The 24,678-nt window shown below is 46.9% G+C and carries 21 protein-coding genes; 3 read left to right on the forward strand and 18 right to left on the reverse strand.

Going from position 1 to position 24,678, the window contains the following annotated elements; genetic code table 11:
- Positions 1-109 precede the first annotated feature (109 nt).
- The 4 genes from Q5741_RS16060 to Q5741_RS16075 all read right to left on the reverse strand — a co-directional run bounded on the left by Q5741_RS16060 (position 110) and on the right by Q5741_RS16075 (position 6,423).
- Positions 110-1,789: a type 2 periplasmic-binding domain-containing protein gene (locus Q5741_RS16060; protein WP_305025132.1), complete on the reverse strand. Its 1,680-nt coding sequence runs from the start codon at positions 1,787-1,789 to the stop codon at positions 110-112.
- A 124-nt stretch (positions 1,790-1,913) separates the two neighbouring features.
- Positions 1,914-3,557: a response regulator gene (locus Q5741_RS16065; RefSeq protein ID WP_305025133.1), complete on the reverse strand. Its 1,644-nt coding sequence runs from the start codon at positions 3,555-3,557 to the stop codon at positions 1,914-1,916.
- A 39-nt stretch (positions 3,558-3,596) separates the two neighbouring features.
- Positions 3,597-5,327 carry a sensor histidine kinase gene (locus tag Q5741_RS16070; RefSeq protein WP_345784164.1) on the reverse strand — a complete coding sequence of 577 codons (1,731 nt, stop codon included), beginning with the start codon at positions 5,325-5,327 and terminating at the stop codon, positions 3,597-3,599.
- Between the two features lie 103 nt (positions 5,328-5,430).
- A complete protein-coding gene (locus Q5741_RS16075) occupies positions 5,431-6,423 on the reverse strand; it encodes an ROK family protein (RefSeq protein ID WP_305025134.1) in 993 nt (330 codons plus the stop codon).
- 247 nt (positions 6,424-6,670) lie between these two features.
- Here Q5741_RS16075 and Q5741_RS16080 point away from each other — a divergent pair, with 247 nt between their 5' ends.
- On the forward strand, positions 6,671-8,368 hold the full coding sequence (locus Q5741_RS16080) for a glycoside hydrolase family 13 protein (protein WP_305025135.1): 1,698 nt from the start codon (positions 6,671-6,673) through the stop codon (positions 8,366-8,368).
- A gap of 93 nt (positions 8,369-8,461) precedes the next feature.
- Here Q5741_RS16080 and Q5741_RS16085 read toward each other — a convergent pair whose 3' ends face one another.
- The 13 genes from Q5741_RS16085 to Q5741_RS16140 form a co-directional block, all read right to left on the reverse strand.
- Positions 8,462-9,214, reverse strand: coding sequence for an ABC transporter permease (locus Q5741_RS16085; RefSeq protein WP_305025156.1), 753 nt, complete (start codon positions 9,212-9,214; stop codon positions 8,462-8,464).
- Between the two features lie 8 nt (positions 9,215-9,222).
- A complete protein-coding gene (locus Q5741_RS16090) occupies positions 9,223-10,008 on the reverse strand; it encodes an ABC transporter ATP-binding protein (protein ID WP_305025136.1) in 786 nt (261 codons plus the stop codon).
- 13 nt (positions 10,009-10,021) lie between these two features.
- On the reverse strand, positions 10,022-10,879 hold the full coding sequence (locus Q5741_RS16095; protein ID WP_305025137.1) for a thiopeptide-type bacteriocin biosynthesis protein: 858 nt from the start codon (positions 10,877-10,879) through the stop codon (positions 10,022-10,024).
- A 21-nt stretch (positions 10,880-10,900) separates the two neighbouring features.
- Positions 10,901-13,351 (reverse strand): lantibiotic dehydratase, encoded by a 2,451-nt coding sequence (locus tag Q5741_RS16100; RefSeq protein ID WP_305025139.1) that lies wholly within the window; start codon positions 13,349-13,351, stop codon positions 10,901-10,903.
- Positions 13,352-13,377: 26 nt separating this feature from the next.
- Positions 13,378-14,400, reverse strand: a complete 1,023-nt coding sequence (locus tag Q5741_RS16105) for a site-2 protease family protein (RefSeq protein ID WP_345784165.1) — start codon at positions 14,398-14,400, stop codon at positions 13,378-13,380.
- Positions 14,401-14,546: 146 nt separating this feature from the next.
- Entirely contained in the window at positions 14,547-14,708 is a 162-nt protein-coding gene (locus Q5741_RS21685; protein WP_407074370.1) for a thiocillin family RiPP, read from the reverse strand.
- A gap of 48 nt (positions 14,709-14,756) precedes the next feature.
- Entirely contained in the window at positions 14,757-14,924 is a 168-nt protein-coding gene (locus Q5741_RS16110) for a hypothetical protein (protein ID WP_305025141.1), read from the reverse strand.
- Between the two features lie 28 nt (positions 14,925-14,952).
- Positions 14,953-15,132: a thiocillin family RiPP gene (locus Q5741_RS16115; RefSeq protein WP_305025142.1), complete on the reverse strand. Its 180-nt coding sequence runs from the start codon at positions 15,130-15,132 to the stop codon at positions 14,953-14,955.
- A 32-nt stretch (positions 15,133-15,164) separates the two neighbouring features.
- Positions 15,165-15,830, reverse strand: a complete 666-nt coding sequence (locus Q5741_RS16120; protein WP_305025143.1) for a nitroreductase family protein — start codon at positions 15,828-15,830, stop codon at positions 15,165-15,167.
- Positions 15,827-17,515 carry a nitroreductase family protein gene (locus tag Q5741_RS16125; protein WP_305025144.1) on the reverse strand — a complete coding sequence of 563 codons (1,689 nt, stop codon included), beginning with the start codon at positions 17,513-17,515 and terminating at the stop codon, positions 15,827-15,829. The genes Q5741_RS16120 and Q5741_RS16125 overlap by 4 nt, the downstream gene beginning before the upstream one ends.
- Entirely contained in the window at positions 17,512-18,141 is a 630-nt protein-coding gene (locus Q5741_RS16130; protein ID WP_305025145.1) for a hypothetical protein, read from the reverse strand. Before Q5741_RS16130 ends, Q5741_RS16125 begins: the two co-directional genes overlap by 4 nt.
- A 15-nt stretch (positions 18,142-18,156) precedes the next feature.
- Positions 18,157-19,461 (reverse strand): YcaO-like family protein, encoded by a 1,305-nt coding sequence (locus Q5741_RS16135; protein WP_305025146.1) that lies wholly within the window; start codon positions 19,459-19,461, stop codon positions 18,157-18,159.
- Between the two features lie 445 nt (positions 19,462-19,906).
- Positions 19,907-22,189, reverse strand: a complete 2,283-nt coding sequence (locus tag Q5741_RS16140; RefSeq protein WP_305025147.1) for a heavy metal translocating P-type ATPase — start codon at positions 22,187-22,189, stop codon at positions 19,907-19,909.
- Between the two features lie 233 nt (positions 22,190-22,422).
- Here Q5741_RS16140 and Q5741_RS16145 point away from each other — a divergent pair, with 233 nt between their 5' ends.
- Both Q5741_RS16145 and Q5741_RS16150 read left to right on the forward strand, forming a co-directional pair.
- Positions 22,423-22,794: an ArsR/SmtB family transcription factor gene (locus tag Q5741_RS16145; RefSeq protein ID WP_407074371.1), complete on the forward strand. Its 372-nt coding sequence runs from the start codon at positions 22,423-22,425 to the stop codon at positions 22,792-22,794.
- A gap of 132 nt (positions 22,795-22,926) precedes the next feature.
- Positions 22,927-24,120, forward strand: coding sequence for an MFS transporter (locus Q5741_RS16150; protein WP_305025148.1), 1,194 nt, complete (start codon positions 22,927-22,929; stop codon positions 24,118-24,120).
- Here the strand turns inward: Q5741_RS16150 and Q5741_RS16155 are convergent.
- On the reverse strand, positions 24,117-24,626 hold the full coding sequence (locus Q5741_RS16155; RefSeq protein WP_305025149.1) for a helix-turn-helix transcriptional regulator: 510 nt from the start codon (positions 24,624-24,626) through the stop codon (positions 24,117-24,119). The two genes, Q5741_RS16150 and Q5741_RS16155, sit on opposite strands and share 4 nt — an antisense overlap.
- Positions 24,627-24,678 lie beyond the last annotated feature (52 nt).

Genomic DNA, 24,678 nt, shown 5'->3' on the forward strand with positions numbered 1-24,678 from the left:
GGACCAGTAGGTCATTAAGCCAACATAAATGGCACTATAGCAATCAATCCCCTGACGATGCAGACAGCAAAAGACAGCCCTCCGGAGAGGGCTGTCTGCGTGTTACTGCTTATTTTTTTACACTGTCATACCACGTGTTGACTTCTGTCGTAATCTGATCGCCGCCACCGGACTTCCAGGATTTCACGAAGCTGTCGAACGCATCGATCGGCTGTTTGCCATAGATGATTTCATTGATGGTCTGGTTCTCGATTTTGAGCAGGTAATCCCATTTGGATTTCATTGTTTCCGTAGTCGGGCCTGTGAACATATCTTTGTAAGAAATATCCTTCTGCTCCAGCAGCACTTTCGCTGCCTGTGGAGTATCTTTACCATAGTTCACCGCCACGTCTTTCTCCAGACGGGTTTCCGGCTCTTTGCCGTCGGCCAGCTTCAGCAGAGCTTTCATTTGTTCGTCTGGAATACGTGCACCGTCACGCACCAGCAGGTAGCGAACGACGTTAACGTAACCGCCAGGAATCTTGTCATTCGGCAGCATTTTGCCGTTAGCATCCAGATCGTAGTCATACCCTTTAAACATACCGTTGGCAAATTCGCCGTCAGCGCTTGCTTTTGCAAAATGATCATACAGGTAATTCTCGTAAGTGAAGAAAGCTTCCGGATGCTCCATATCGGTCTTGATCAGGGTTACACCATTGGTGTACTGAGTACCGTGACGCATCGCTTTGCCATCCGGACCAGTAGGAATCGTAATTGGCTCCCACTCTGCTCCCGGTACGTTCTTCGCTGTATCCTGCAGAGGCCAGCCGCTCATCCAGTAAGGGCCTGGAATAATACCCGCAGTACCTGCTACAGCAGGCTCGGACGTCTTGTTCTCGTCCCACAGTGCTGCTTCCTGAGGAATGTAGCCTTTAGCCATCCAGTCCTTCAGCTTCTGCAGACCCTGCTTCATCGCCGGATTCACAGAACCGTATTCCAGCTTGCCGTCAGCCCCAACATTCCACTGCTGCGGCAGTGTGCCGTAAGCGCCGAAGATCCAGGACGGGTCACCCATCCAGGTGTTCAGTGCCGTTTTGAAGCCGATGCTCAGCGGAACGACTTTGTCAGGAGCCAGTCCGTCCGGGTTTTTGTTTTTGAAGGCTTCCATCACTTGCTCGAGCTCTTCCATCGTTTTTGGTTCTTTCAGACCCAGCTTATCGAGCCAGTCTTTGCGGATCCACAGTACATAATCGTGGTTGTAAGCAAAATCGAGTACCGGGATACCCATTTTTTTGCCGTCACGTGTATATTGGTTCCATACGTTCGTATCCTGGTCCATGGCCTGTTTCCATGTATCAGATGCGTATTTGTCGAACAGCGGCCCTACTTCTCCGTATATCCCGGAGTCAATCAGGTCCTGTGCCAGCTGGGAATTCTCTGCACCCAGAGTCAGCACGTCCGGCATTTCCTGACCGGAGGACATGTTCATGCGCAGCTTGGTTGCCAGCGCTCCGTTGGTGTCGGTAACCGACCACAGGGATTTGATATTGATACCGAATTTGTCTTTTGCCCATTTGGTAGCGACGTTGTTCTCAATCGTTTCCCCATTCTTGAATTTCAGTGCCGGGTCAACGCCCCATACCGTGGAGATGGTTACTTCCGGATCATACTTCTCTTTGTATACGTTTTCAGTTTTGACCGTTGCAGTCTTTGATTCCCCACTGCCGCCTGAGCACCCTGCCAGACTGCCGGTTAATACGACCGACAATGCGAGCATGGACAGCCAACCCTTTTTAGAACTAAGTTTCATCGTGCTCCCCCTCAATCATTGTATTTACATTTTCATTATAAAGAAGAGGGTTTGGTCATCCTATGTCACAAAACGAAGATTTCTGCACCTTTGCCAACCTGAATGGACAGGTGATGAACCTGTCCTAGGATTGCTCCCTGAATTCATGCGGCGTCATTCCGTAATGTTTTCTGAACATTTTACTGAAATACTGCGGGTTCTGGTATCCCAGCTCGGATGTTATCTCATAGATCTTCTTGTTGCTGTTCTTTAACAGATAGAGGGCCGTCTCCATCCGCTTGCGGATCAGGTAGTCTCCAAGGCCTTCGCCGGTCTCCGCCTTGTAAATCTTCGACAGATAGACCGGATGGAGGAATACCTGGTCGGCAATAATTTTTACTGAAAGCTCGTACCCATTGTCTGCAGCGATCATCTGCTGCACCTGCTTCACAATGTGGCTGCGTGCGCCTCCCTCTTCACCCTGCGAACCCTGAGGCAGCTTCTGCAGCATGGACATCGTCCATTCCCTCAGGCTGCGCACGGACTGTACCACATGCTGTGCATTCAGGGGATCCGTCGCAGCCGGGTCGAGATCGGCAATATTCAATCCACGGTGGTGGGCAATGTAAATGAAAGCATTCGTGATCGCCAGAAAGGTCTGATACAGATGCTCCCGCGACAGCCGCTGTTCGATGATGTCATCGAATACCTGATTCAGCTTCTCCCCTGCCGTCTGCCACTGCTGGGACTCCAGCAAATGGATCAGGGTAGGCGGCTTATAGAGCGCATCCAGCGGCTTGGCTGCCGCTTGGGCCGGACGTGGTTCATCTTCCATGAAGTAAAGGGTTCCTGCCCCTTCATGATCCGGCAGGTACAGATGGCCTAATGCTGCGCGGTAGGCCTCGGCCAAACCGTCCGGGAACAGAAAGGGCTTGGAAATAATCAGCGAAATCTCTCCCTTGAGATAGCTGTTAACCTGCTGCTGGAACTGCTCAATCATGGGCTCAAGCTTCGCACGTCCAGGCACCCGGCCGCCGCTGTCCTCTAGGGAGCTAATAACCGCACCCTGCTGTGACTGGGACAGCAGGACCAGGCAGTCATGGGGTGCCTTGGCGCTCCAGATGCGCAGCTGCGGCTGAAAGAACTCTTCGGCGATATTACCGATGGCATATTCCATCAGACTGACCGAATGGGCGTCCATGGCTGTAAAGGAGCGGCCCAGCTGAATCAGGGTCAGCACGGTGGGCCTATCTGTCTGCAGGTTCACTTCATATTCTTGCAGCTTCTCACTGATCCGGGCTGTGCTCCACTGCCGGCCCAGCAGCAGATCTCTCATAAAATTGGAATGCAGAATGGCCAGATCAGACCGGCGGCTGTACCTGAGCTGATTAAACTTCTCTTCCTGCTCGCGCTCAGCCTGCAGGGATTCTATGGCCATGCCGACGCTTTTCGCAAATTCCTCGTCATCCACCGGCTTCAAGATATAATCATGCGCCTGCAGTTGAATCGCCTTCTGGGCATATTGGAAATCCGAATAACCGGTCAGGAGCAGGCACTTCACGCCAGGCCAGCGTCCGGATACAATTTCAATCAGCTCAAGCCCTGTCATCTCCGGCATACGAATATCAGTCACGATAATATCAATTTCATTCTCTTCCAGTACGTCCAGTGCCTCGAGGGCTGACTTGGCCTGGTACACTTCCTGGATTTGCAGCTGCTCCCAGTCCATCGTCAGCTTCAGACTCTCTGTTACATAGCTCTCATCATCAACCAGCAGTATTGAATACATGGTGTATCACTTCCCCTTTGTACTTGCAGTTACAGTTGTTTACGTTTCTTCCGGCAGGGTCCAGACCAGCTGCGCCCGCAGGCCGCCCAGCTCTGAACGCGAGAAGAAAATACCTGCTGTGTCGCCAAAACGAAGGCGAAGCCGCTGCTGCACATTCCATAGACCGCAGCCCATATGTTCATCCATCGGTTCATTTAGACGTGTCTCCAGCCGCAGCAGATCTTCCTTATCCATCCCGCCACCATTATCCTCAACGATGACACGGATACAATCCCCATCCCGGCTGACCAGAATTCTGACAATTCCCTCTTCTGCATGCGGTTCAATTCCATGCAGAATTGCATTCTCGATCAGCGGCTGGATCAGCAGCGGCGGAATCTGCAGCTTACGGCAGTTCTCCGGCACATACATATCATAGGTCAGCCTGTTCATCCGCATCGTCTGTATTTCGAGGTAATGCTTTACAAATTCCATTTCCTCTTCGAGCGGCACTAGATCCCGCTCTTGTCTGGTTGTATATCGGTAATAACGGGACAGACTGTGAGACATGGCGACGACGGCCTCGTGCTTGCGCAGCTTGGCCATACTGGTAATAAAAGAGAAGCAATTATAAAAAAAATGCGGATTAATCTGCGACTGCAGCTGCTTGAGCCGAGCCTCACGCACATGAATTTTCTCCAGATAAACTTTCTCGAACAGCTCCTGAATCTGCTCTACCATCGAATTGAAACGGGATGATAAAAAGCTGAACTCGTTGTTGCCCTCCACATGCATCCGGTAGCTGTAATCCGCTCCAGTCACGCGATGAAAGCCATAAATCAGCTGCCGCAGGGGCACCTGAACATGCGAGTAGAGCAGGTAAGCGGCCAGAATGCTCATCAGCAGCAGGATGCCTACCGAGAAATAAAAGAGCCGGTTGGAGCTGGCGATCGGCTTCATGATCTCGGATAAAGGCAAATAATCGATCATGTACCAGCCTGTCACCTGGGACCGAACCAGACTGACGGTATAGCTCTGCCCATCCATTTCAACAGTCCGGTTCTCCATCTTCTTCAACGGGGATCCCTTCAACTGAGCAACCAGATCACGGATAAAAGGACGATCAGCACTGTGATTGTAAATGATGCCTTGATCCTGCCTGTAATAGAACGGATCACGGCGGCCGTCACTCTTGAACCGGTCCAGCATTTCCTGAATGTTGCTGCTGTCAAACTCTACCTTGATAATCGTATTGGCCGCTTTGGGATCAACATGATTGGTAAACGGTGCCGCTGTGTACCAGCTGAACAGATAAGCGGTATCCCCGCTGCTCTCGTAGCGTTGAACCTGCCAGCCCGCACGGGCAGATGGCTGCAGCTCTTTCGCGCTATAGCTCCTGGCATCCTGTTCAGTGACTACCCGCTGAAGTGAGGGGGAATACACGGACAGGTTCCCTCTCCAATTGGACGAGCTCTGCTGCAAGCTGATTTTATCCTGGATCCGCTTGATCAGATTAATCCCGTCCAGGTTCAGATGCTCGTTGTTCAGGTAGATCTCCTGAAAGCTTTTTACATCCGGATCATGGATCAACAAATTAGGCCAGGAGGCCAAAATATCAATATTGGAATTCACCTGGTTCTGAAAGAAAACAAGCTGATTCATATTAGACTCGTTCAATTCCTTACGCACCACATCCGATGCGGTATGATTGGAATAGAAATACAGTCCAATAATGGGAATCAGCATGACGACAATTAATAATACAATTTTTCGGTATAGATTGGACTTCACGGCTTCTCCTTACCACCCTGCTGTAGTTCTTCACCCTTAAGCGCTTACAAGACTAATGCTTATTATACCCCTAAGCTCCAGCCCAAGGAAGTACCTCTAACTCTCACATAATGCCCAATTCGATATGAAGCCCTTCGACTCTTGCTTTGGCGTATGCTGCTGCGCCCTTAACCCCCGCCTGATTGCCCCATTGTGCCGTAAGCACCTGACAGGCCTGACACGGCAATGCGAGTGCATGTTCATTGATGGCCGTGCGTACGCTGTGCAGCAGCCGTTCTCCTGCCGCTGCCATTCCCCCGCCGATCAGAATCCGTTCGGGATTCAGCAGATTGATCGCATTCGCGAGCCCGTATCCCAACAGTTCTCCGGTCTCGTGCATCACTTCTACTGCAAGAGGATCGCCGAGATCATAAGCCTGTGAGATCATTTCTGCCGTAATATCCGCTTTCCAGCCGTGTACCCAATCGGAAATAACGCTCTGCCGTCCCTGTTCCAGCTTCTCGGTCAGCGTATGCACCATACCCACAGCCGATACGTAACGCCCCAGGCAACCTGTGCTTCCGCAGCGGCAGGGTCTTCCTATCCGATACATGTTCATATGACCGATCTCTCCTGCACTGGCTGTTGCACCATAGACCATTCTTCCGTTAGCCACAACTGCGGATCCCAGTCCTGTCCCCAGTGTAATCAGAAGCAGATTCTGACAACCGATCCCTGCCCCATGCAGCCATTCTCCGTACATATGAACTCGGACATCATTATCAATATAAGAAGGAAAAGCGAATACCCGGTTCATCTCCTCAACGACAGGGACATGTTCCCACTCTGGAAAGTTTGGTGAAAATATCGATATTCCCTCTACCGGATCCAGCAGACCCGGAATTCCGAGGCCCATCCCTAACACAGCATCAGAAGATATTCTCTCGGCAGTCAGCATGTCCTCCACCACGTCACGAATGTTGCTTAGCACATGCTGTGAACCTTGAGCCGCTCCGGTTGGTACTTTCCGCTCACATATCGGTTCCAGCATAGAGTTCAGCACTGCAGCCTTGATATTCGTCCCCCCAAGATCAACCCCAATGATAAATGGCTTCATCTACAGTCCCCCGTATCCAAATTGTTCATTGTACTCTCTTTGTCCCTCACCTGTATTCTAGATAGCTTAAAATCGGCTTGCCAAGGGTATTAACCCAACATTTATGGCGTTATTGCAGTCTTTTCCCGCTGACCCAAACCGATTTTGTTATCGCAGAATGGGGTAATAATCCAATCAGAGGTAATTAAGTACGTTACCTACCTTAAGTTAGAAAAATAGATAAATCAAGCTTGAAGGAGGAAGAAGGATGGAGAAAGCCAATTGGAAGGAAAGCGTGGTGTACGAAATTTATCCGCGCAGCTTCATGGACAGCAACGGAGACGGCATCGGTGATATCCGCGGGATCATTTCCCAAATTGATTATCTGCAGGAGCTTGGCATCGATACTGTATGGCTCGCACCCATCTATCAATCCCCTAACATTGATTACGGATACGATATTACGGATTACCGGAGCATCCAGCCGGAGTACGGGACGATGGAGGATTGGCAGCTGCTGCTTAACGAACTGCATCGCCGGGGCATCCGCCTGTTGATGGATCTGGTTCTGAACCATACCTCGGACGAGCATCCCTGGTTTCAGAACGCGCGCTCATCGCGGGACAGCCGCTTCCGTGATTACTACATATGGCGTCCTGCCCAAGCGGATGGCGGGCCGCCGAATAACTGGACCTCCTTCCTGGGAGAACCGGCCTGGACGCTTGACGAGACAACCGGTGAATATTATCTGCATCTATACCATGCCAAGCAGCCGGATCTGAATTGGGACAATCCGGAGCTGCGACACGAAATGTATGACATGATGTGCTTTTGGCTCGATCAAGGCATCGATGGCTTCCGACTTGATTCCGTCAACTCTCTCTCCAAGGACCAGAACTTCCCTGATACCGACAAGGACAAAATTCAGGACAGCGGCGAAGACTTTACACGGAATGGCCCGTACATCCACGAATATCTGCATGAAATGCATGAACAGGTATTCTCACGCTACAACGTTTTCACTGCTGGCGAGACATCCAAGGTCACAGATAGTGATGTGCTGAAATATACCCACCCCGACCGTAAGGAGCTGTCTATGGTTATTTCACCGGAAGCCTCTTCCCTCGGCGACCAGCCTCATGACCAGTGGCAAAACAAGGCATGGTCTTTGGCTGATCTGCGCAAGATTATCTGGATGTGTCAAAAGGACATCGGCGATGCCGGCGGCTGGTTCGGGCTTTATTTCAGCAATCATGACCAGCCGCGCATGGTCTCCACCTTCGGCGATCAGGGAACCTACCGGACAGAGTCGGCCAAAATGATGGCCACCTTCCTGCATACGCTTCGCGGGACCCCGTTTTTCCTCCAGGGTGAAGAGCTTGGTATGACCAACCACCCGCTGCTGACTTCCATTAAAGACTTTAAGGAACAGCAGGCCCTCCATTATTATGACGTGATGGTTCATGATAAAGGCGAAGATCCGGAGACCATCCTGGAACGGATCAAGGCCAAGTCACGTGATCATGCCCGCAACCCGATGCAGTGGAATGACACGATACAGGCCGGCTTCACATCCGGGACCCCTTGGATGCCGGTGCATCCGGATTATAAGGAGGTTAACGTGCTGAAGGAACGGGCAGATCCTCATTCTGTTCTTAACTACTATAAGAAGCTGATCAGTCTGCGCAAAGAGCACCCGATTATGGTCTACGGTGACTTTCGGTTTATATTAGAGGATCACCAGCAGATCTTCAGTTATCTGCGCAGCATGGACGGAGAAAACTGGCTCGTCCTGCTGAACTTCTCCGGCGAGGAGGCCAGCTATACGATGTCTGATGAAGAAGCTGGACTGATCCGCGGCGGGAACCGTCTCATCGGCAACTACCCGGAGCCGCAGCACGCTGAAGACATGGTATCCGGTACGCTCCGTCCTTATGAGGCCGTGGTGTACCGCTGTCAGGGATAAGCGGCGTCATAATAAAAAAGCTGGTACCAGCCTGCAGGCTGGACCAGCTTTTTATTATGATCATTATATAGAAGAAATCTTAAACCCTTCTACTTAAATCCATCTAAATGTTCTTTTGGTCAGGTAAAAAAAGATCGCACAGAGGGCCACCACGATCAAAATATCTCCTATCGCCGAGACCTTTCCATCAAACCCGAAGAGCAGCTGATGGTATAAGTCTGTAAGATAGGTAAAGGGAATGACATAAGATAGATACTGTAGAAATTCAGGCAGAATGTATGAAGGTAACATGGCACCGCTCAACAAAAGCAGTGGAATCATACCAAAGCTCAGTACGCCGGATGCCAGCTCGGTATTATTAAATAGTCCTCCTAATAAAAAACCCAAGGTCAGAATCATTCCCATTCCCAGCAGCGATATTAGAATAAACGGAATCAGCTCTCTCAGCTCAATTACACCCATAAACAACCCCAGCAACCCGAAAAAAAGAATCTGAAGGACGGAAAGAATGAGACGGACAATGATCTGGGAAAACACAAAAACAGACTCTTTAAGCGGAGTTGTTCTGAACGTCTTTAATATCCCTTTTTGTCTCATTTCGATGATGGGGACCGATGTACCAAGAAAACCTATAGAAATCAAAGCGAATATTAATATTCCAGGGAACAAGTACTCAATGAATGATAACCCCGTGCTAGCAGAGGGATCAATAATGGAACTCATTCCGTAGAACATAATTAGAAAAAAGAAAGGGAAAAATATAGAGAAGAACAACGTTTTGGGTTCTCTGATGATTTCCTTGAGGCCCGCATTGACAAGCCTCTTCAGAGCCAGATTATTCTGCATATTCAATATTAATCAACCTCTCTTCTTAACGATGTCCCTGTCAGGTGTAAAAATACATCCTCCAATGAGTCCGTAAATTTCTCCCTATGTTCCGTAATAATCTCATGACAGCTCCCATGAACGATGATCTTTTTGTCATGGAGAATAGAAATACGATCACAAAGCTTCTCGGCTTCGTCCATGTAATGGGTTGATAATAAGATCGAGCATCCTTTTTCTTTCATTGACCTCAGAACTCTCCAGATTAACTGTCTGATCTGAGGATCTATTCCTGTTGTAGGCTCATCCAATATAATCAAAGCCGGATTACCAACCATAGCAAGGGCTACCAGGAGTCTCTGTTTTTGACCGACAGACAGATTTTTAACCCTTTTTGACTCGATCTGGTCCAACTCCATCATCTGCATAAGCTCTTTGGGATCCATGGATTCCTTATAGAAACTTGTAAATAAATGAATGGTCTCCGATACACTTTGTCTAGGGAGCAAATTTGCCTCCTGCGGCTGGATACCGACCGCCTCCATAATTTCATAGCGGCTGCTTTTAATGTCTTCACCTAAAATATTTACCGTCCCCGCATCAATTTCCTTAAGACCAATGATGCTCTCAATCAGAGTAGTCTTTCCTACCCCGTTCCTTCCGATAATCCCGTGAATTTCTCCTTGGTAGATGCTCATCGAAAGATTCTCGAGAACCGACTCATTATTGAATTTCTTCGTCAGATTGTTCACAGTTAGGCAAGATGGCTGGTGGTCCCCGTGTATACTTCGCTCAAATGCAGGCTGATTAATCATAGATACCTCCATGCTACAGTTTATGTTGAAGCATTAATGCTGAAAGGTATGCTTCTTCAATGGGCCAGATTCCCAATCTGTTATTCATCATATGGGAATAATGAAACAACAGGTGCCTTAATGCGGAACGACCATATTCTTTTTCCGCCTCTTTCAAGATGCTGACCGTTTGGGTCACGTAGGCGTCCTCGCCCTGGATACTGTCTGTTCGCTCCACTTGCTGCGGATTCATCATTGAGTCAATGACATCCCTTTTATGATAAGCAGCCTCTCTGAGACGGGAAGACATGCTTGGTGATCCACTCCAATAATCGAGATTTGTCTGGTGAAAAGACGTAATTTCTTCTCGCTCCAAGGCCAATCCCATTAAGATTCGCTCTGTCAGTATTAGCGACCACTCATACCTGTTTATGTCCTTGCTATTAATCTTTTTCATTAACATGCACACCAGTTCACTCGAACTGCAAAACAGATTCTCCGATAGTGACAGATATTTATCATTAATATATTTCGTTAACTCTGGCTCATAAATATTACGTGTATATTTCGGTATATTCTCCCTTGCATCATAGCGGTAAGGAATTAATCGCTGATGATTCAGCGGCTTCTCCGATTCGATCATTGCCAGATGACTCGAAATTCCCGATTCTGCAGAGGACAGAAATTCTTTTAGCTCACGCTGCTTTACCTGAAACCTAAGTTTTAAGTGGGCGCCGGACCTATCAAAATATCTTATGAAAAACCACTGCTTCACAGCGTATTGATCCTGAAGGAGCTTAACTACAGGTGCGATTACGCTCTCTACGCCGTTATCCAACTTAACGAGAGACCCGGGATATACGTGATAATGAACCCAATCCAATGGCAGCATGTGACTTCGGTACCTCCAACTCTATTGTGATAGATAGGTTAGCGACATGAACTCGGTAGCATAGGTCTCCCGGTCAGGACTGAACCATTGCTGCTGTAAGGAAGGCAGTGCTTCCGTAAAAATGATTTGTTTATACTTGTTGGAAAGTGACTTGAATAGCTGGTCTACACTCATGATGCTCCTGAAATGGAACCAGAATGGCTTGGAACTCTCCATAAATTGGTCGGATTGGAGGGTGATATATACTTCTTCAGGAATGTCATTGCTATGTCTCCATTTATTCAATTCAATAAACCGTTCACTTTTTTGATATTCCAGCTCTATGGCTTGGAGCTCCTCGATCGGTACGATCCACTTCTCCCGTTCGAATACAATTCTTCCTTCCTGGACCCTTGGGATTCGAGTTATACCCTCCAACGTATTCATATTGTTTAGAGGATGGGACCCAAAAGGAATTCGGAGAAACCATGGTTTGATAATCGTTATGAACAATTTTGACAGATCGACAGCCAAATGCTCCGGCACCGAGCCCAGATACACCGGTTTTATTCTTTCGCCTTCTGGATTTAATAATATGAGACGTCCATCACGAAGGGTTCCTCTTAAATCAGAAACACATAGGATATGGTCGGGGTCTTGATCCGGCAGTTCCCCAATCCACTTCAACTGATGATCTAGAATACGAAAAGACTCCTGCAATGTTGTCCAGTCACCACCTACAGTGAATTCATAACCTAAAGATGTCTCATTCACAGAAGATGACCATTCTTTTAATTTATTTTTATACGAATCTTCACTGAACAGCTGATTAAAACGGGCAAAAATAGCCCCAGAACCATCCGTTATTTTATTGAGGACCAGCAGGTAATTCCCTTTCATTATCTCTTCATGAGATTCGCTGACGATTTGATAGTAGGTTGTAATGGAAATATTATCCTTATTATATCCCCCGTTTCGTTTATTTGTAACATTCATAATGTCTTCCTGACGTGAATTTTTCAATAATTGTGAGTATTGGGCTTCAGATTCCATCACCTCACTTAGAAACGCTAGAATATTGACTGGGTTGCCCTCTCCGTATTTTTGTTTGAATAAATCCGTCAGTCTTGAGTACAATGAATGCTGGTAGACATAAGGTTTTAGGTAACCCTCAAGTTTTAATAAATCTTCTTGAACTGCTGAGCCCAGAGGAGGTATTCCGACATTGCATCTCACATCTTCATAGACTACAGGATTATGCTCAAGCCAATCCGGAAACGGAATATGTACGGATTCGTATATCGAACGCAAGCAGGTTTTCATTTCAGCAAGAAGAGTATCTCTTTCTGTTTTTAATGTTTCTTTACACAGCCTGCCTTTGAGCAGCTCTATATGCTCCAGCAAAATGCATATCTCCGAATGGGCCGCTTCTCTAAAGCCAATATGACTCTTAATGTGCTCAGACAATAAAGAAAATGGTGTGACAGCTGAATGAGGAAATGGCAGAACAGGACGAATCAGCCTCTGCTTGATTAGAAAATCAGCAATCACCTCTGGATAAGAATGGTCGATACACCTCAGCAGCTCTGAGTATGTTACTGCTCTGTTCTCCAAGGTATTCAGAATTGCCAGGTACTGACTATGTTTTAAAATGTCTTCGCTTTTGGAGAAAATATTATCCTCTGTTGAATAAGTGCCTCTAAAGTAGGTCTTAACTCCGTCTTGGGATACGATCGAGTCTGTTGCCCTGAATACAAATAATTCTGCATATTCACGATCATTGGCTAATGACTCGAACAAGTGAGTCACTAAGGCTTTAGACCATTTGAGCGTACTCCGCTCCTGATCTCCCTCATGAATGGCGCCGCCCTGAAAATTAGTTAGCGTTAGCTGTGTAAACGTACTAAGAGGGCTCGTCTTTACCGTCCCCCTTATTAAGTAGGAGTAGGCTGTTTTCACCAGATTGGATCCTATACGAAAATGTTCTCTTTGTCTTGTATTCAAGTACTCCGAGAAGCGGCTGTTCACAATAGGCAATCCTCTGACAAATTCATTATCTGTTTGAAAGAAGTCGTACAACGCCTTCTCATTCTTCATTTCCTCTTCCCTGTACAGATTTAGAAAGTCATCTTTCATACCTTGATAACTTTGTTCCGCTTCAATCCAGTCCTCCAGCTGGCTCTTCTCTTTCACGTCCATATCAATGGCTTTCAGCATGGGTTTGACAGCCGCAAAATCCACTTTTTTATGATTATGAATCTTCCTTTTCAATGAGAGCAGCTTACCTGATATTTTTTTATCCATTTGAGGGATGACTTGATACAGTGCATTTACAGCAGCCTCTCTCAGATCTTCCAGCTTAGCCTCCAAATCCTTCAATTCTGCCAGATACATTCGGGATTGATCAAAAATATAGGCGTTAAGCTGATTGGCACTATTCACCGAAACTCTTCCCAGTACCAATTCCGAGACCTGATTTAACTTAACAGTCATTAGGACCAGCTCCTTTCGTCAATCACTTATAAAAAATACCTGAGCGTGAACAGAAAAATAGTCAGCAGATAGCCTACCGAAAACAAAGAATATGCTAGATAAAATATTTTATGCCCCTTGCGGACAGCTGGATTTTTCTCTTCGCTCGTTCTCTTTGTAAGCAGGTTCTTCAGATAAGTAAAGCTCTTTCTTCTAATATTGTATTGACCAGATAAGCTCTCCAAAAATCTGAATAAATCACTTGGTAAAAGCACATTCATATTAAACAGCTGCATCGAAATGATGACTAATATAAGAGGAAAGGTATAACGCGTAAGATGAGGTTGTGTCTCCATAATCAACAGCAGTACATTCAAGATGGTAATATCGGAGACAGGACCTGCAATCGCAATTCGCGCTCTTGCTGCCTTCGTTAACCGATAAGTGTCTTTATAAGTAACAAAAGCTACCGGTATAAAATAATATAACAGTCCAACACCTATTTCTTTAATTTGTCCGCCCATTCTTTTACAGGCTATAATGTGCGACAGTTCATGGATGATGACAACCAACATAAAGAAGGGAATTACTCTAAGGAAATTCAAGTGAAACATCATGGCCGGAACATCTTTTAGCACGTACATGCAAAAGAACAGAGACAGTAAAAAATAACAAGCAACGATCAGAGTCAGACCTTTTCGGTCGGTTGTCTTGTTATTCGTTTTCTTCACCTTCAGGAAGGGTAGGCTGGTCTTTAAAGTATATTTCAGCATAGGCTGTACGGCTTTTTTTCTAATATTTTCTTCCATAGGAGAGTCACTGGAGTTCTCACGGACGAGAATGCCATCTTCAATAAATTTCTCTATGACGGCTTGAATGCTCGATATGTTAATCGAGTTATAATGACTATACTTATTTTTTAGATAAAGAATGATCTCTTGCAGTTCCAATGCGTTATCTCTCAGGCTGTTGAGCAGTGCAGCAGTGATCTCATTGACTCTAAACTGCCTGTTTTGTTCTTTTAGAAAAATAAAATACTCCCGGTCATCGTTCACAACAATATCAACCATAGGGCTCAAAGAAACTTTGGAAGATATATTCTCCATGGGGCTTCCTTTCATAAAAAGGAGTGGAAAATAACAAATTCCACCCCATTTTACATTTGAAATAAGTTAATTAGGCCTAAATATGTGTTCAAAGATCTTTCGTTATGTGGCTATCCGCCTGTGGCACTTGATAATGAAGTCGTCGTTGAGAGGCATCCTCCGGGACATGAAAAACATGCATACGACGAACCGCTGGCTACGCAGTTAGCCATAACTGAACTGAAATTCCCTTCTTCCTCAAGGATCTCCTCAACATACAAGTCAAATTCCATATTTGAATTCAACAATATCCCTCCCTCATGTTCACCGTGGATAACTGATTAGCAGCCGCATGCACCTGTTGAACCTGTACCGGCAGAAGAAGTGCCAGAAGAGGAGAAACACGCAAATGTCCCCCAGCAGCAGGAAAAATTGGTCTCCAGATCTTCTTCAATAATTTCCTCTGCATACAGCTCAAGCTCTAGTTCCAATTTGGTTTTTAGAATCATTTCTCAATGACCTCCTTCATTCGAACTGTTACCAACTAAGCGAACTTGCAGTTGTATAAGTACTGGCAGAACTTGTAGGGCAGGAAGCTGACAGAACTGAGCTTTCCGTACTCATTGTGGAGGTACCCGCAGTGGTAACGGTAAACTCCGTAATTTCCGTTAGCTCTTCAGCATACAATTCCAGCACCATTTCCTCTTTTCTCTCCATTAGTCTCACCTCCTTTCCATGCTATTTATGGACTAACCAAATGCGTAAGAAAAGACCTGACTCTTGTTGTAACCATCTATGTCTGTAAATTCCCTTAAGCTTTTTTGCAAGAACCCGGCAAACACGGTTCCCTCATAGCCGAATGCCAGTGATTGGAGCCAGGTATAATGACCTAATGCACCGATATTTTGAATGACCTCTTTATAACCTCTCTCGCCATATCGTTCTGTCACTTCCCTCAAAGCCATAACGAAAATGACAATAGCTCCTGCGTGAGCAAACTCCTCCTGGATCACAATGTCTTTTTTATCCCGGTAATCTGGTAAAAGATATTTTTCTTCGAGCAGTTGAAGTTCCGGTTTATACGAATAAAAAGCTCTCGTATTCTTTGCCCCCTCGACCCGCTCCATAATAACCATTTGTTCAACAGGAATCTGATTCAGGACAGGAAACTGTTTGCTAAATTGATAGTTGTATTGCAATATATTTAGCAGATCATTGTATTGAATAGTGTTGGAGGAATCGTAATCTTTGACCGACTCCCTAATCTCAAAAATATGGCGGGTATCTACTAGCTTCTGATTCCATTCCATATGGCGGAAATCGGGGACCTCAGCCGGGTTCATTGTCAAATCAGCATTTGTTGACTTCTCGATCATTTGCTCCAAAATGTAGTAACTATCAACAAATTGGCTCATTGAATACCTCCCTCCCTAAGTTCCAGGACCATCGTAATTATTTCTCCCATATCGTGGATACCTAAGAGAGCATGAAGAAGCTCTTCATTGGACTCTATGAGTTTCTCTACCTCCAAACCTTCCTGCAGAGCAGCAACCTGGCACTGTGCCATAGCTACTCCGGCATCCAGATTTGCCAGTTTGAACGATAGTTGGTTGTATTTCTTGGCCAGCCTCTCAATGGATCCCGTTAAGATCAAATAGCCCAGAGGATCCCCTTCTCTGCCCTTCAGTAAAGTTGTCATTTGATGATCCTCAATAGGACCGGTAACCTGCTGGATCTCGTCCTCGAATGGCTGCAAATAATATATTGCACGTTCGAGGCCCGCGACGCGGCGATTCATGAAATACAGATTTACCGATCCCAGATTCCCCCCTGTCGGACACCAGCGCTTAACCTTGTAAGACAATTGTTCTTTGATTCCGGCCGTATACCGCATTATCCTGATCATTTTGTTCAAGGATGCATCATTCCGGCTTTCCAGATCACGCAAGGGCCTGGAAGGAGAGTTCATATAGTTTTTGCTTTTGGAAGCAAGATTAATGTTCTTCGACTTATAATGATTTTGATGTTCTTTTAAACTTAAGTATTTACGTGAAGGGAACTCTATGATTGATTCATACTGCGAGACTAAAGTGTGTTCTTGCTCATCCTCAGATGGATATGGACTGCAGGTTTTGCATCCCGGAATCCTAGTGAAAGTCACATTGGTCTTGCTTAGGCTTCTGAGGTCGTAAACCTCCAGTGTGTTTTGACTCAAAGGAGAAATATGAATTCCTGACAAAATATTTGTAATACCAGGAATGATTAGAGATATTCCTAATTGGGCAGCCTTCAGATTACTCTCTGCAGCCTGTAGGTGGGTATCCTCCAAATCCAGGCGCTCCAACTGACGGGTAAAACAGTCAAAGCAAATCGTTTCATTGCGGTCTACCAAAGGGCCAAATACGATCTGGTCTCCCTGCATAGAGATGAAAAGAAACTCATAATGATTTTTGTACAATTCCCGGGCAAAAGGCTCCCAGCAGACAATCTCTTCGTTGTCCGTACATACGCCAATAAAAAAAGAATTACGTTGTAAATCATCATGGTGCTCCCATTGATCTATACTGACAATCTCCGTGTCCAGGCCGCTGAACTTTAATTGCTTTTGCAGTTCATCTACTACAGCCCTTTCCACATCCGTTCTAAAACCCAAAACAATATTTCTTGACAGGACTCTCTCGACGGCTTGACCCACACTCTTGTTAATTCTTGTGCCGTCAACTAACCGATCGTAATATTTATATAAAGGGTGTCCAGCCAGATCTGCCGCATGATGGTCATTTTCTTGAAGCAACCCTCGCGTATACAGCAAAGATATAACCTGAAACATATGCTGCTCCGGGTACTCACCCAGTTTAATCAGCTCACTGATATGTCTGGTACCGTCGCATTTATCAATAACATACGGAAGAATATTATTGATGGATTGGCCTCTGAACAGCTGCTTCTCCGTACCGCCGTCGACAACAAGTCTGTCTTCATCCAGCTTAATAAATGTAAAACCAGTTGAAATTCTAGGGTACTCCGGGATTTTAAACTGAGGGTCATTGAGGACAGCCAATGCCATTCGTTCACTGCTCATATGCTCCAGCACCTTCATTCTGCAAATACCCCCTCGTTCAAGTACTTCAACATATGGATGTAAGATCTGCTTTCAGGCTCTATAGGTTCTCCGCATAATTTGCAGCCGTGTACACCGATAACCTTTGAATTCACAAAAGTTCTATTATATAAATTTATCCGGCTTATCTTTCCCCTGAACTGTTCCATCGCCGTCTGCGGATTCTCTCTGAGAAGCTCAATCCAGTTCATAATCAGCAGATTATCTGCAGGATGAATTTCCACCGGACCTCGGTTAGAACCCTCTTCGTAATGCTTGTACACTCCCTGTGTCAGTTTTACATTAGGGTCATGCTGAAACAGCCTGTCCATGTAGCAATGAAAGCAGCCCTCAGATCCTTGCATGGATAAAGGACCTATCGTTAAAAACGGATAGTCGACCATAATCGGGATGAACACCCTTCCGTATTGCAGGACAGCAGTTTCGATTTCTTTGGCGGTACGAATCAAAGGGACGTCCGAAACTAGAATGTGAAATTCCTCCTTGGGGTTCACTCTTTCACCAATCGGATTCGCTTCCTCCAAATCTGTAAAACAGATGTCTTCCTCTTCACTCCAAAATTTCCGTAACCAAGCGCCTGTAGAGCCATAAGTATAAACCTGCATTTTTCTCCCCCCTAATCATGCAAATGGTTGAGGTTTTTGATTTAATTGCTCTTCTGTCTTCCGTGCATACCCCATCTTTTCCGGCCCATCATAGAGTCGCGTGCTCCCCTTAAATTGAGCTCTGTAAAAGAAGGATAAGGGCTGCAGCGTAGGAATAATTACTCTAACCGCACTCATACCAGCTCTTTTAGCTTCATCAGAGGTAATATCCACAGCAAAGATTTCATGTCCTTTCTCTTGAAGGATTTGAATAAGATTATTCAGATCCTCCTTGTCCGATCCGGTACTAAGATTTCTCATATCCGTAAGACTCTTCTCATCTTTTGTGTTTCTCAGGAAGTTAAACGAATCCAGCTGTGAGGGATGTCCCATGTACAGAGCCCCGTCAGTCACTTCATGAAATTGGTCCAGAACCGTTTTGTCCGGTTGGCGGTTCTGCAAGGCAATTCTCAATGAGGCGGCTTCACGTGTTATCTTTGAAAAGGCAATGAGCGGGTCTAATTCTGTAGTACACATAACCATTGCGGCAACTTTCCTGTTGTGCTCGGATATTTGCAGGCTGTATATGCTCGGAATACCAAGGTCGGTCGTTGCATCAAAATAATAGGTTTGGATAAAAGGGTTATTGGCCGTACGATTGTAGTAATCAAGACACCACTCAGGGAGAGCATCGGTTCTGATTTCTAGTTTCCGGAGCGGCAGTTCATTTAACCAGGTGAGTGAGATAGCGTCCCTTTCAACAACCTCATTGATTCCATTAATCAGGGCTTTTTCAAAGTTCATATGTATAGCACAGCCCGTAGAGATGGGCAGCCAGAAGCGTTCGCTGTTATTCATATAAGGGATATGTAAATAGGTCATAATTGCAGGAATATACAACGGCTTCTGACTGGTAAGGGAGATTCCCTTTACCCATCTGATTTTTTGACTTTTATCAGGCCTGATTAACGGGCAATTCGGATATGCGTACTCCTGGTCAGATAATACAGGGATACTCTCCAGATCCAAGGCATCAGATCCCAGTTCGTCGGCAGAGGCCACAATGAACTGATCTGCTGTATATGTACATGAACAATACCTTTCCAGAGTCTCTGCAATCGCTTTAGTTTTGGCTAACCCTGACTTTGTATCTCCTCCTGCCCCGTCCAGTTTCATAGATAAACCGGAGTTCCTGTTGTTAAATAACGCAACGTTGTTCAGATCTCCCAGTCCACAGCTGAATATATTGTACTGGGGGTCTCCTGCACATTGAGGAAGTTTTGAAGGGTACGTCATTAATCCGCCTAAAGGCTGATAAAGCATTTCCAGAGTACTATTCATATAACCATCCTTAAATGTTTAATTTTGTATAACAATAAAACATTCAACTATATTCTGTAAACAAAATAACGGATTTTTTTGAAATAATTAGTATTTTAGTATTATTTATATAAAAAATACGCTACTTTTTTACCAAATATTTTCTAACATTTGACATGTATTTACTTTCATATCCATAATAATAGGGTGAATGGGTGGTATTTATTTGGAGAGGAGGGATTAATATTACAAAATTAAATATTATATTTACCTCATTCATTTTTATTTTTATCCTCTTCTTTTCTATACTTCTGAATGATTGGCGTATTTCGTATATTGGTCTGCCCCTTTTATTGGTCGGCTTTTTAGTCACAGCCAACAACAAGAAAAAATAGCAAAATAAAAAAAGAGGCGTGAGATCTGAAAATCTCACGCCTCTTTTAAACTTTTGCTTATCCTTCGTTCGTTACTTGTCTTGACCGTTAACCTTCAGCACCCGCATTGCGTTCAGCACGGCCAGAACGGTTACGCCCACATCAGAGAACACAGCCTCCCACATCGTGGCGATCCCGAAAGCACCCAGAATCAGAAATACGGCCTTGACCCCAAATGCGAATGCGATATTCTGCCACACGATAGCCCGGGTACGTCTGGCAATCCGGATAGCCGCTGCCACCCGTGAAGGTTCATCGGTCATGATGACGATATCCGCCGCTTCAATAGCCGCATCCGAGCCCAGACCACCCATGGCAATGCCAACATCTGCCCGGGCAAGCACAGGAGTATCATTAATACCGTCGCCCACGAAGATGATTTTCTCCTTCGACGATTTCTTGGCATCCAGCTTCTCGATTTCTTCCACCTTATTTCCCGGCAGCAGTTCTGCATGGACTTCGTCAACGCCGAGCTGACGGCCGACCGCATCGCCAACAGCCTTGGCATCACCAGTCAGCATGACGGTTTTACGAATACCCAACTCCTTCAGTGAGGTAATCGCCTTGGCGGCATCCTCTTTGATCTCATCCGAGATCACCAGGTAACCCGCGTATTGGCCGTCTGCCGCCAGATGGACGATAGTGCCAGTCTCCTGCGGATTTTCATACGCTATATTGAACTTCTTCATGAGTTTGGCGTTACCGGCCAGAATGGCTCTGCCGTCTACCTGAGCCTCTGTACCATGGCCCGAAATTTCGTTATATTCCCCTACCCGCGAGCCGTCAATACTGCCGTTAAAAGCCATCCGGATCGATTCGGCAATCGGGTGAGTCGAATGCAGTTCGGCATGTGCCGCAAGGTTCAGCAGCTGTCCGGATTCGAACCCTGCAGCCGGATAGCTGCCTGTCACCCGGAATGTACCTTTCGTGAGGGTGCCGGTTTTGTCGAACACCACATATTTCACATCATTTAAAGCCTCCAGATAGTTACTGCCCTTCACCAGGATGCCATTACGTGAAGCCGCACCGATCCCTCCGAAGAAACCAAGCGGAATGGAGACAACCAGGGCACAAGGACAAGAAATGACGAGAAAGACAAGTGCACGATAGATCCAGTCACTGAAAGTGGCGCCATTAATAACGAGCGGCGGAACCACCGCCAGCAGCAGCGCTGCAATGACTACCGCAGGTGTATAATAACGGGCAAACTTCGTGATGAAGTTCTCGGTCTGAGCCTTGCGGCTGCTCGCATTCTGGACTAACTCAAGAATTCTGGACACTGAGGATTCCCCGAAAATTTTGGTAACCCGAACGGTTAATACCCCATTCTTGTTAATAAATCCGCCTAGAACCTCGGCATCCCTGCCTACTTCTCTAGGTACCGATTCACCTGTCAGCGCAGATGTATCGACCATGGAGGTGCCTTCAACAATGATACCGTCCAGCGGCACCTTCTCCCCCGGTTTCACCACAATGAGGTCTCCAACCGCAACCTCTTCCGGCTGTACCACTATCACTTCCGTCCCTTTCTTCAGGTTGGCATAATCCGGCCTGATATTCATCAGCGAGGTAATGGATTTACGTGACCGGTTGACTGCCATCCCCTGGAATAGCTCCCCGATTTGGTAGAACAGCATAACGGCTACCCCTTCAGGATATTGTCCGATAGCAAACGCACCCACCGTCGCAAGCGACATCAGGAAATATTCATCAAACACCTGCCCGCGTACAATATTTTTGACTGCCTGGAGAACAATCTCTCCGCCCACGATCAGGTAAGCGGCCAGGAAAACAACCAGTTCTGCCCATCCCTGCAGCGGTGACAGCAAGCCTATAGCTGCTAACACTGCGCCGGTGACCAATCGAATGATCATCATCCGGGTCTCGCCCGCTCCATGGTCATGGCTGTGGGAATGTCCTTCGTGTCCCGCATGATCATGGTTATGATCGTGACGGTGACCTTCATGCGCGTTTGCGGCATCGCTGTGTCCTTCGTGTGAATGTACACCTCTGCCGCTGCGGCCTGCAGCTCCCGGAGCTCCAGCGGATTTCTCACTGACCCGTATCTTCGGCTCCAGCTTCTTCACCGTACGCTTGGTCTGCGACAGCACCTCTTCTTCAAGGTCAGAACGGGTCTCAAGCTTCAGCGTCTGGGTCGCAAAATTCACAGAACACGCTGTGACACCCTGGACCTTCTTCACTCCGTTCTCGATCTTCATCGCACAGCTGGCACAGTCGAGCCCGTTCAGCAGCAGTTCGCGTCTTACTGTAGTCTCTTCCGTATGATTGGTATTGGATTGATTGGTTTGCTCCATTGAATTCAGGTTTCCCATCGTTCCCACTCACATCCTTTTCTTAACAAAACTTACCCGTTTTGCGCCTTCTAATAACATATGAGCATGTATTCATATATAGAGTATATGCTCCTTCTTCATGAGCGTCAACAACATTACAGCCAAAATCGGCCCAAAATCATGTTATTCTTAAGGAGCAAGTGCGATATAATAGACCCTAGTATGGGAACAGGCAGGTGAGTCAATTGGAAAATTTGGATATCAAGCAGAAGACTGCAGAAGATTGTGATTCAACCTGCTTTGGCACAGAGGAGGATTTGCAGGCCATCCGGTCCTCCATGCTGGAAATAAACTCGGTCATTCAAATGGCAGACTGGTTCAAGGCATTTAGTGACCCTACCCGGGTCCGTATTATAGATGCTCTTATGAAAAAAGAACTTTGCGTGCATGACCTTACTGTCATCCTGGACATGGGTCAGTCGGCGGTATCCCATCAGCTTCGTTTTCTGCGTAACCTGAGAATCGTCAAGCGCAGAAAAGAAGGCAAAACCGTCTTCTATTCGCTCGATGATACACACATTGAGCAGATTTTTCTGCAGACCCTGCAGCATCTTGGTCACCAATAAATCACAGCGCTTCTCTCCAGTGGAGCAGCAGAAAACCCGGACCTTCGTCCGGGTTTTTGTTCCATCAGGTTGTTGGATCCTGCAGGTCATACATAACTAAATTCATACCATTTGATAAGGAGGCTCTTACCCTTGAGTACAAACTCCCAGGCTAAAACCCAGCTGTCGGCCTCGATCACCCTGCTGCTCGCGGCGGCATGCGGTATCATTGTAGCTAATCTTTATTATGCTCAGCCGCTCGTCGAACTCATCCGCTCCTCGATAGGTTTATCAGCCGGTGCTGCAGGCCTCATCGTTACCTTAACCCAGATCGGCTACGGACTGGGACTGCTGTTTATCGTTCCGCTCGGCGATATTCTGGAGAACCGCCGCCTGATCGTCACGTCGCTGACCCTGGCGGTCGCGGCTTTGATCATGACCGCCCTTGCCGGCAATGCCGCCATTTTCCTGATCGCTTCCTTTCTCATCGGACTGGGCTCGGTATCTGCCCAGATTCTCGTGCCGTTCGCAGCACATCTCGCTCCGGAAGCCACCCGTGGACGGGCGGTAGGCAATGTGATGAGCGGCCTGCTGCTCGGCATTATGCTGGCACGGCCTGTGGCCAGTCTTGTCACCGATCTGCTGGGCTGGCAGGCCATTTTCTGGATTTCAGCAGGATTCATCCTGATTTTGATGCTTGTCCTTGCCAAGCTGCTGCCCCACCGCCAGCCTACGGCCAGCATTGCATACCGAAGTCTTCTATCCTCGATGAGAAAACTCGCGGTCCATACACCGATCCTTCGCAGGCGCGCACTCTATCATGCGTGTGTATTCGCGGCCTTCAGCCTGTTCTGGACCACGGTACCCATGATCCTCAACAGCCGTTTCCACCTGTCCCAGACCGGCATTGCAATTTATGCACTGGTTGGCGTCTTTGGCGCCATTGCCTCCCCTATTGCCGGCCGTATTGCAGACCGCGGCTGGGTTAAGGCCGGCACGGCCGCTGCGCTGGCTCTCGTGATCGTGTCGCTGCTGCTGTCTGTCATCGTGCAGGGTAGTTCCATTCTCTCGCTGCTCGTTCTGGTAGTGGCAGCCGTCCTGCTGGATATGGGTGTATCCGCCAATCTAGTACTGGGTCAACGCTCCATCTTCTCGCTCGGGGATGAGCTGCGCAGTCGTCTGAACGGTATCTATATGGCAACCTTCTTCCTCGGCGGTGCAGTAGGTTCCGCTGTGGGCGGCTGGGCTTATGCCCATGGAGGCTGGAGCCTGGCCTGCTGGATCGGCGTCGCTTTCCCTTGTGCAGCACTATTGTATTTCATGACCGAACGCAAGCAAGCCCATTAAGTCTCTCTCAGCTTCACACGCTCTGCCTGTTCCTTTCTTTTATATTGGGTCGGAGATTCGCCCATCGTCTTGGTAAACAGGATCGTAAAATAATTTGCATTCTGATATCCAAGAACATGGGCGATATCCGCTACTTTCATATCCGTATCCGTCAACAGCCGCTTGGCTTCCCCCATCCGCCTCAGCAGAATGTAATGAATAGGCGAATCATCATACTGACGCTTGAACACATGGGACAGATAATACGGGTTCATATGAAATTCGGCCGCAATATCCCTCAGTTTCAGGTGCTTGAGGTAGTGCTGATCGAGGTACTCCTTGATGCGCACCGCCAGGTGTTCAGAGTCATGCTCCCGGGAATGATCAGGCTGAACAAGCCGCTGAATGAGCGCGATCAGTGCACGCAGCAGCCCTTCACAAATCTCCTCGTAACCTGGCTGGGGTTCACTAGACTCTTCATAAAGAAAACCCAGGAGCTCATTAGGTCGTGTCTGAAAACTCTTCATTGAGTCAATTTGAAAATGGCAGCCACGTATACAAACGCCAAGAATGACTTAG

The sequence above is a fragment of the Paenibacillus lacisoli genome (genome assembly GCF_030580655.1).
GTDB lineage: Bacteria > Bacillota > Bacilli > Paenibacillales > Paenibacillaceae > Paenibacillus > Paenibacillus lacisoli.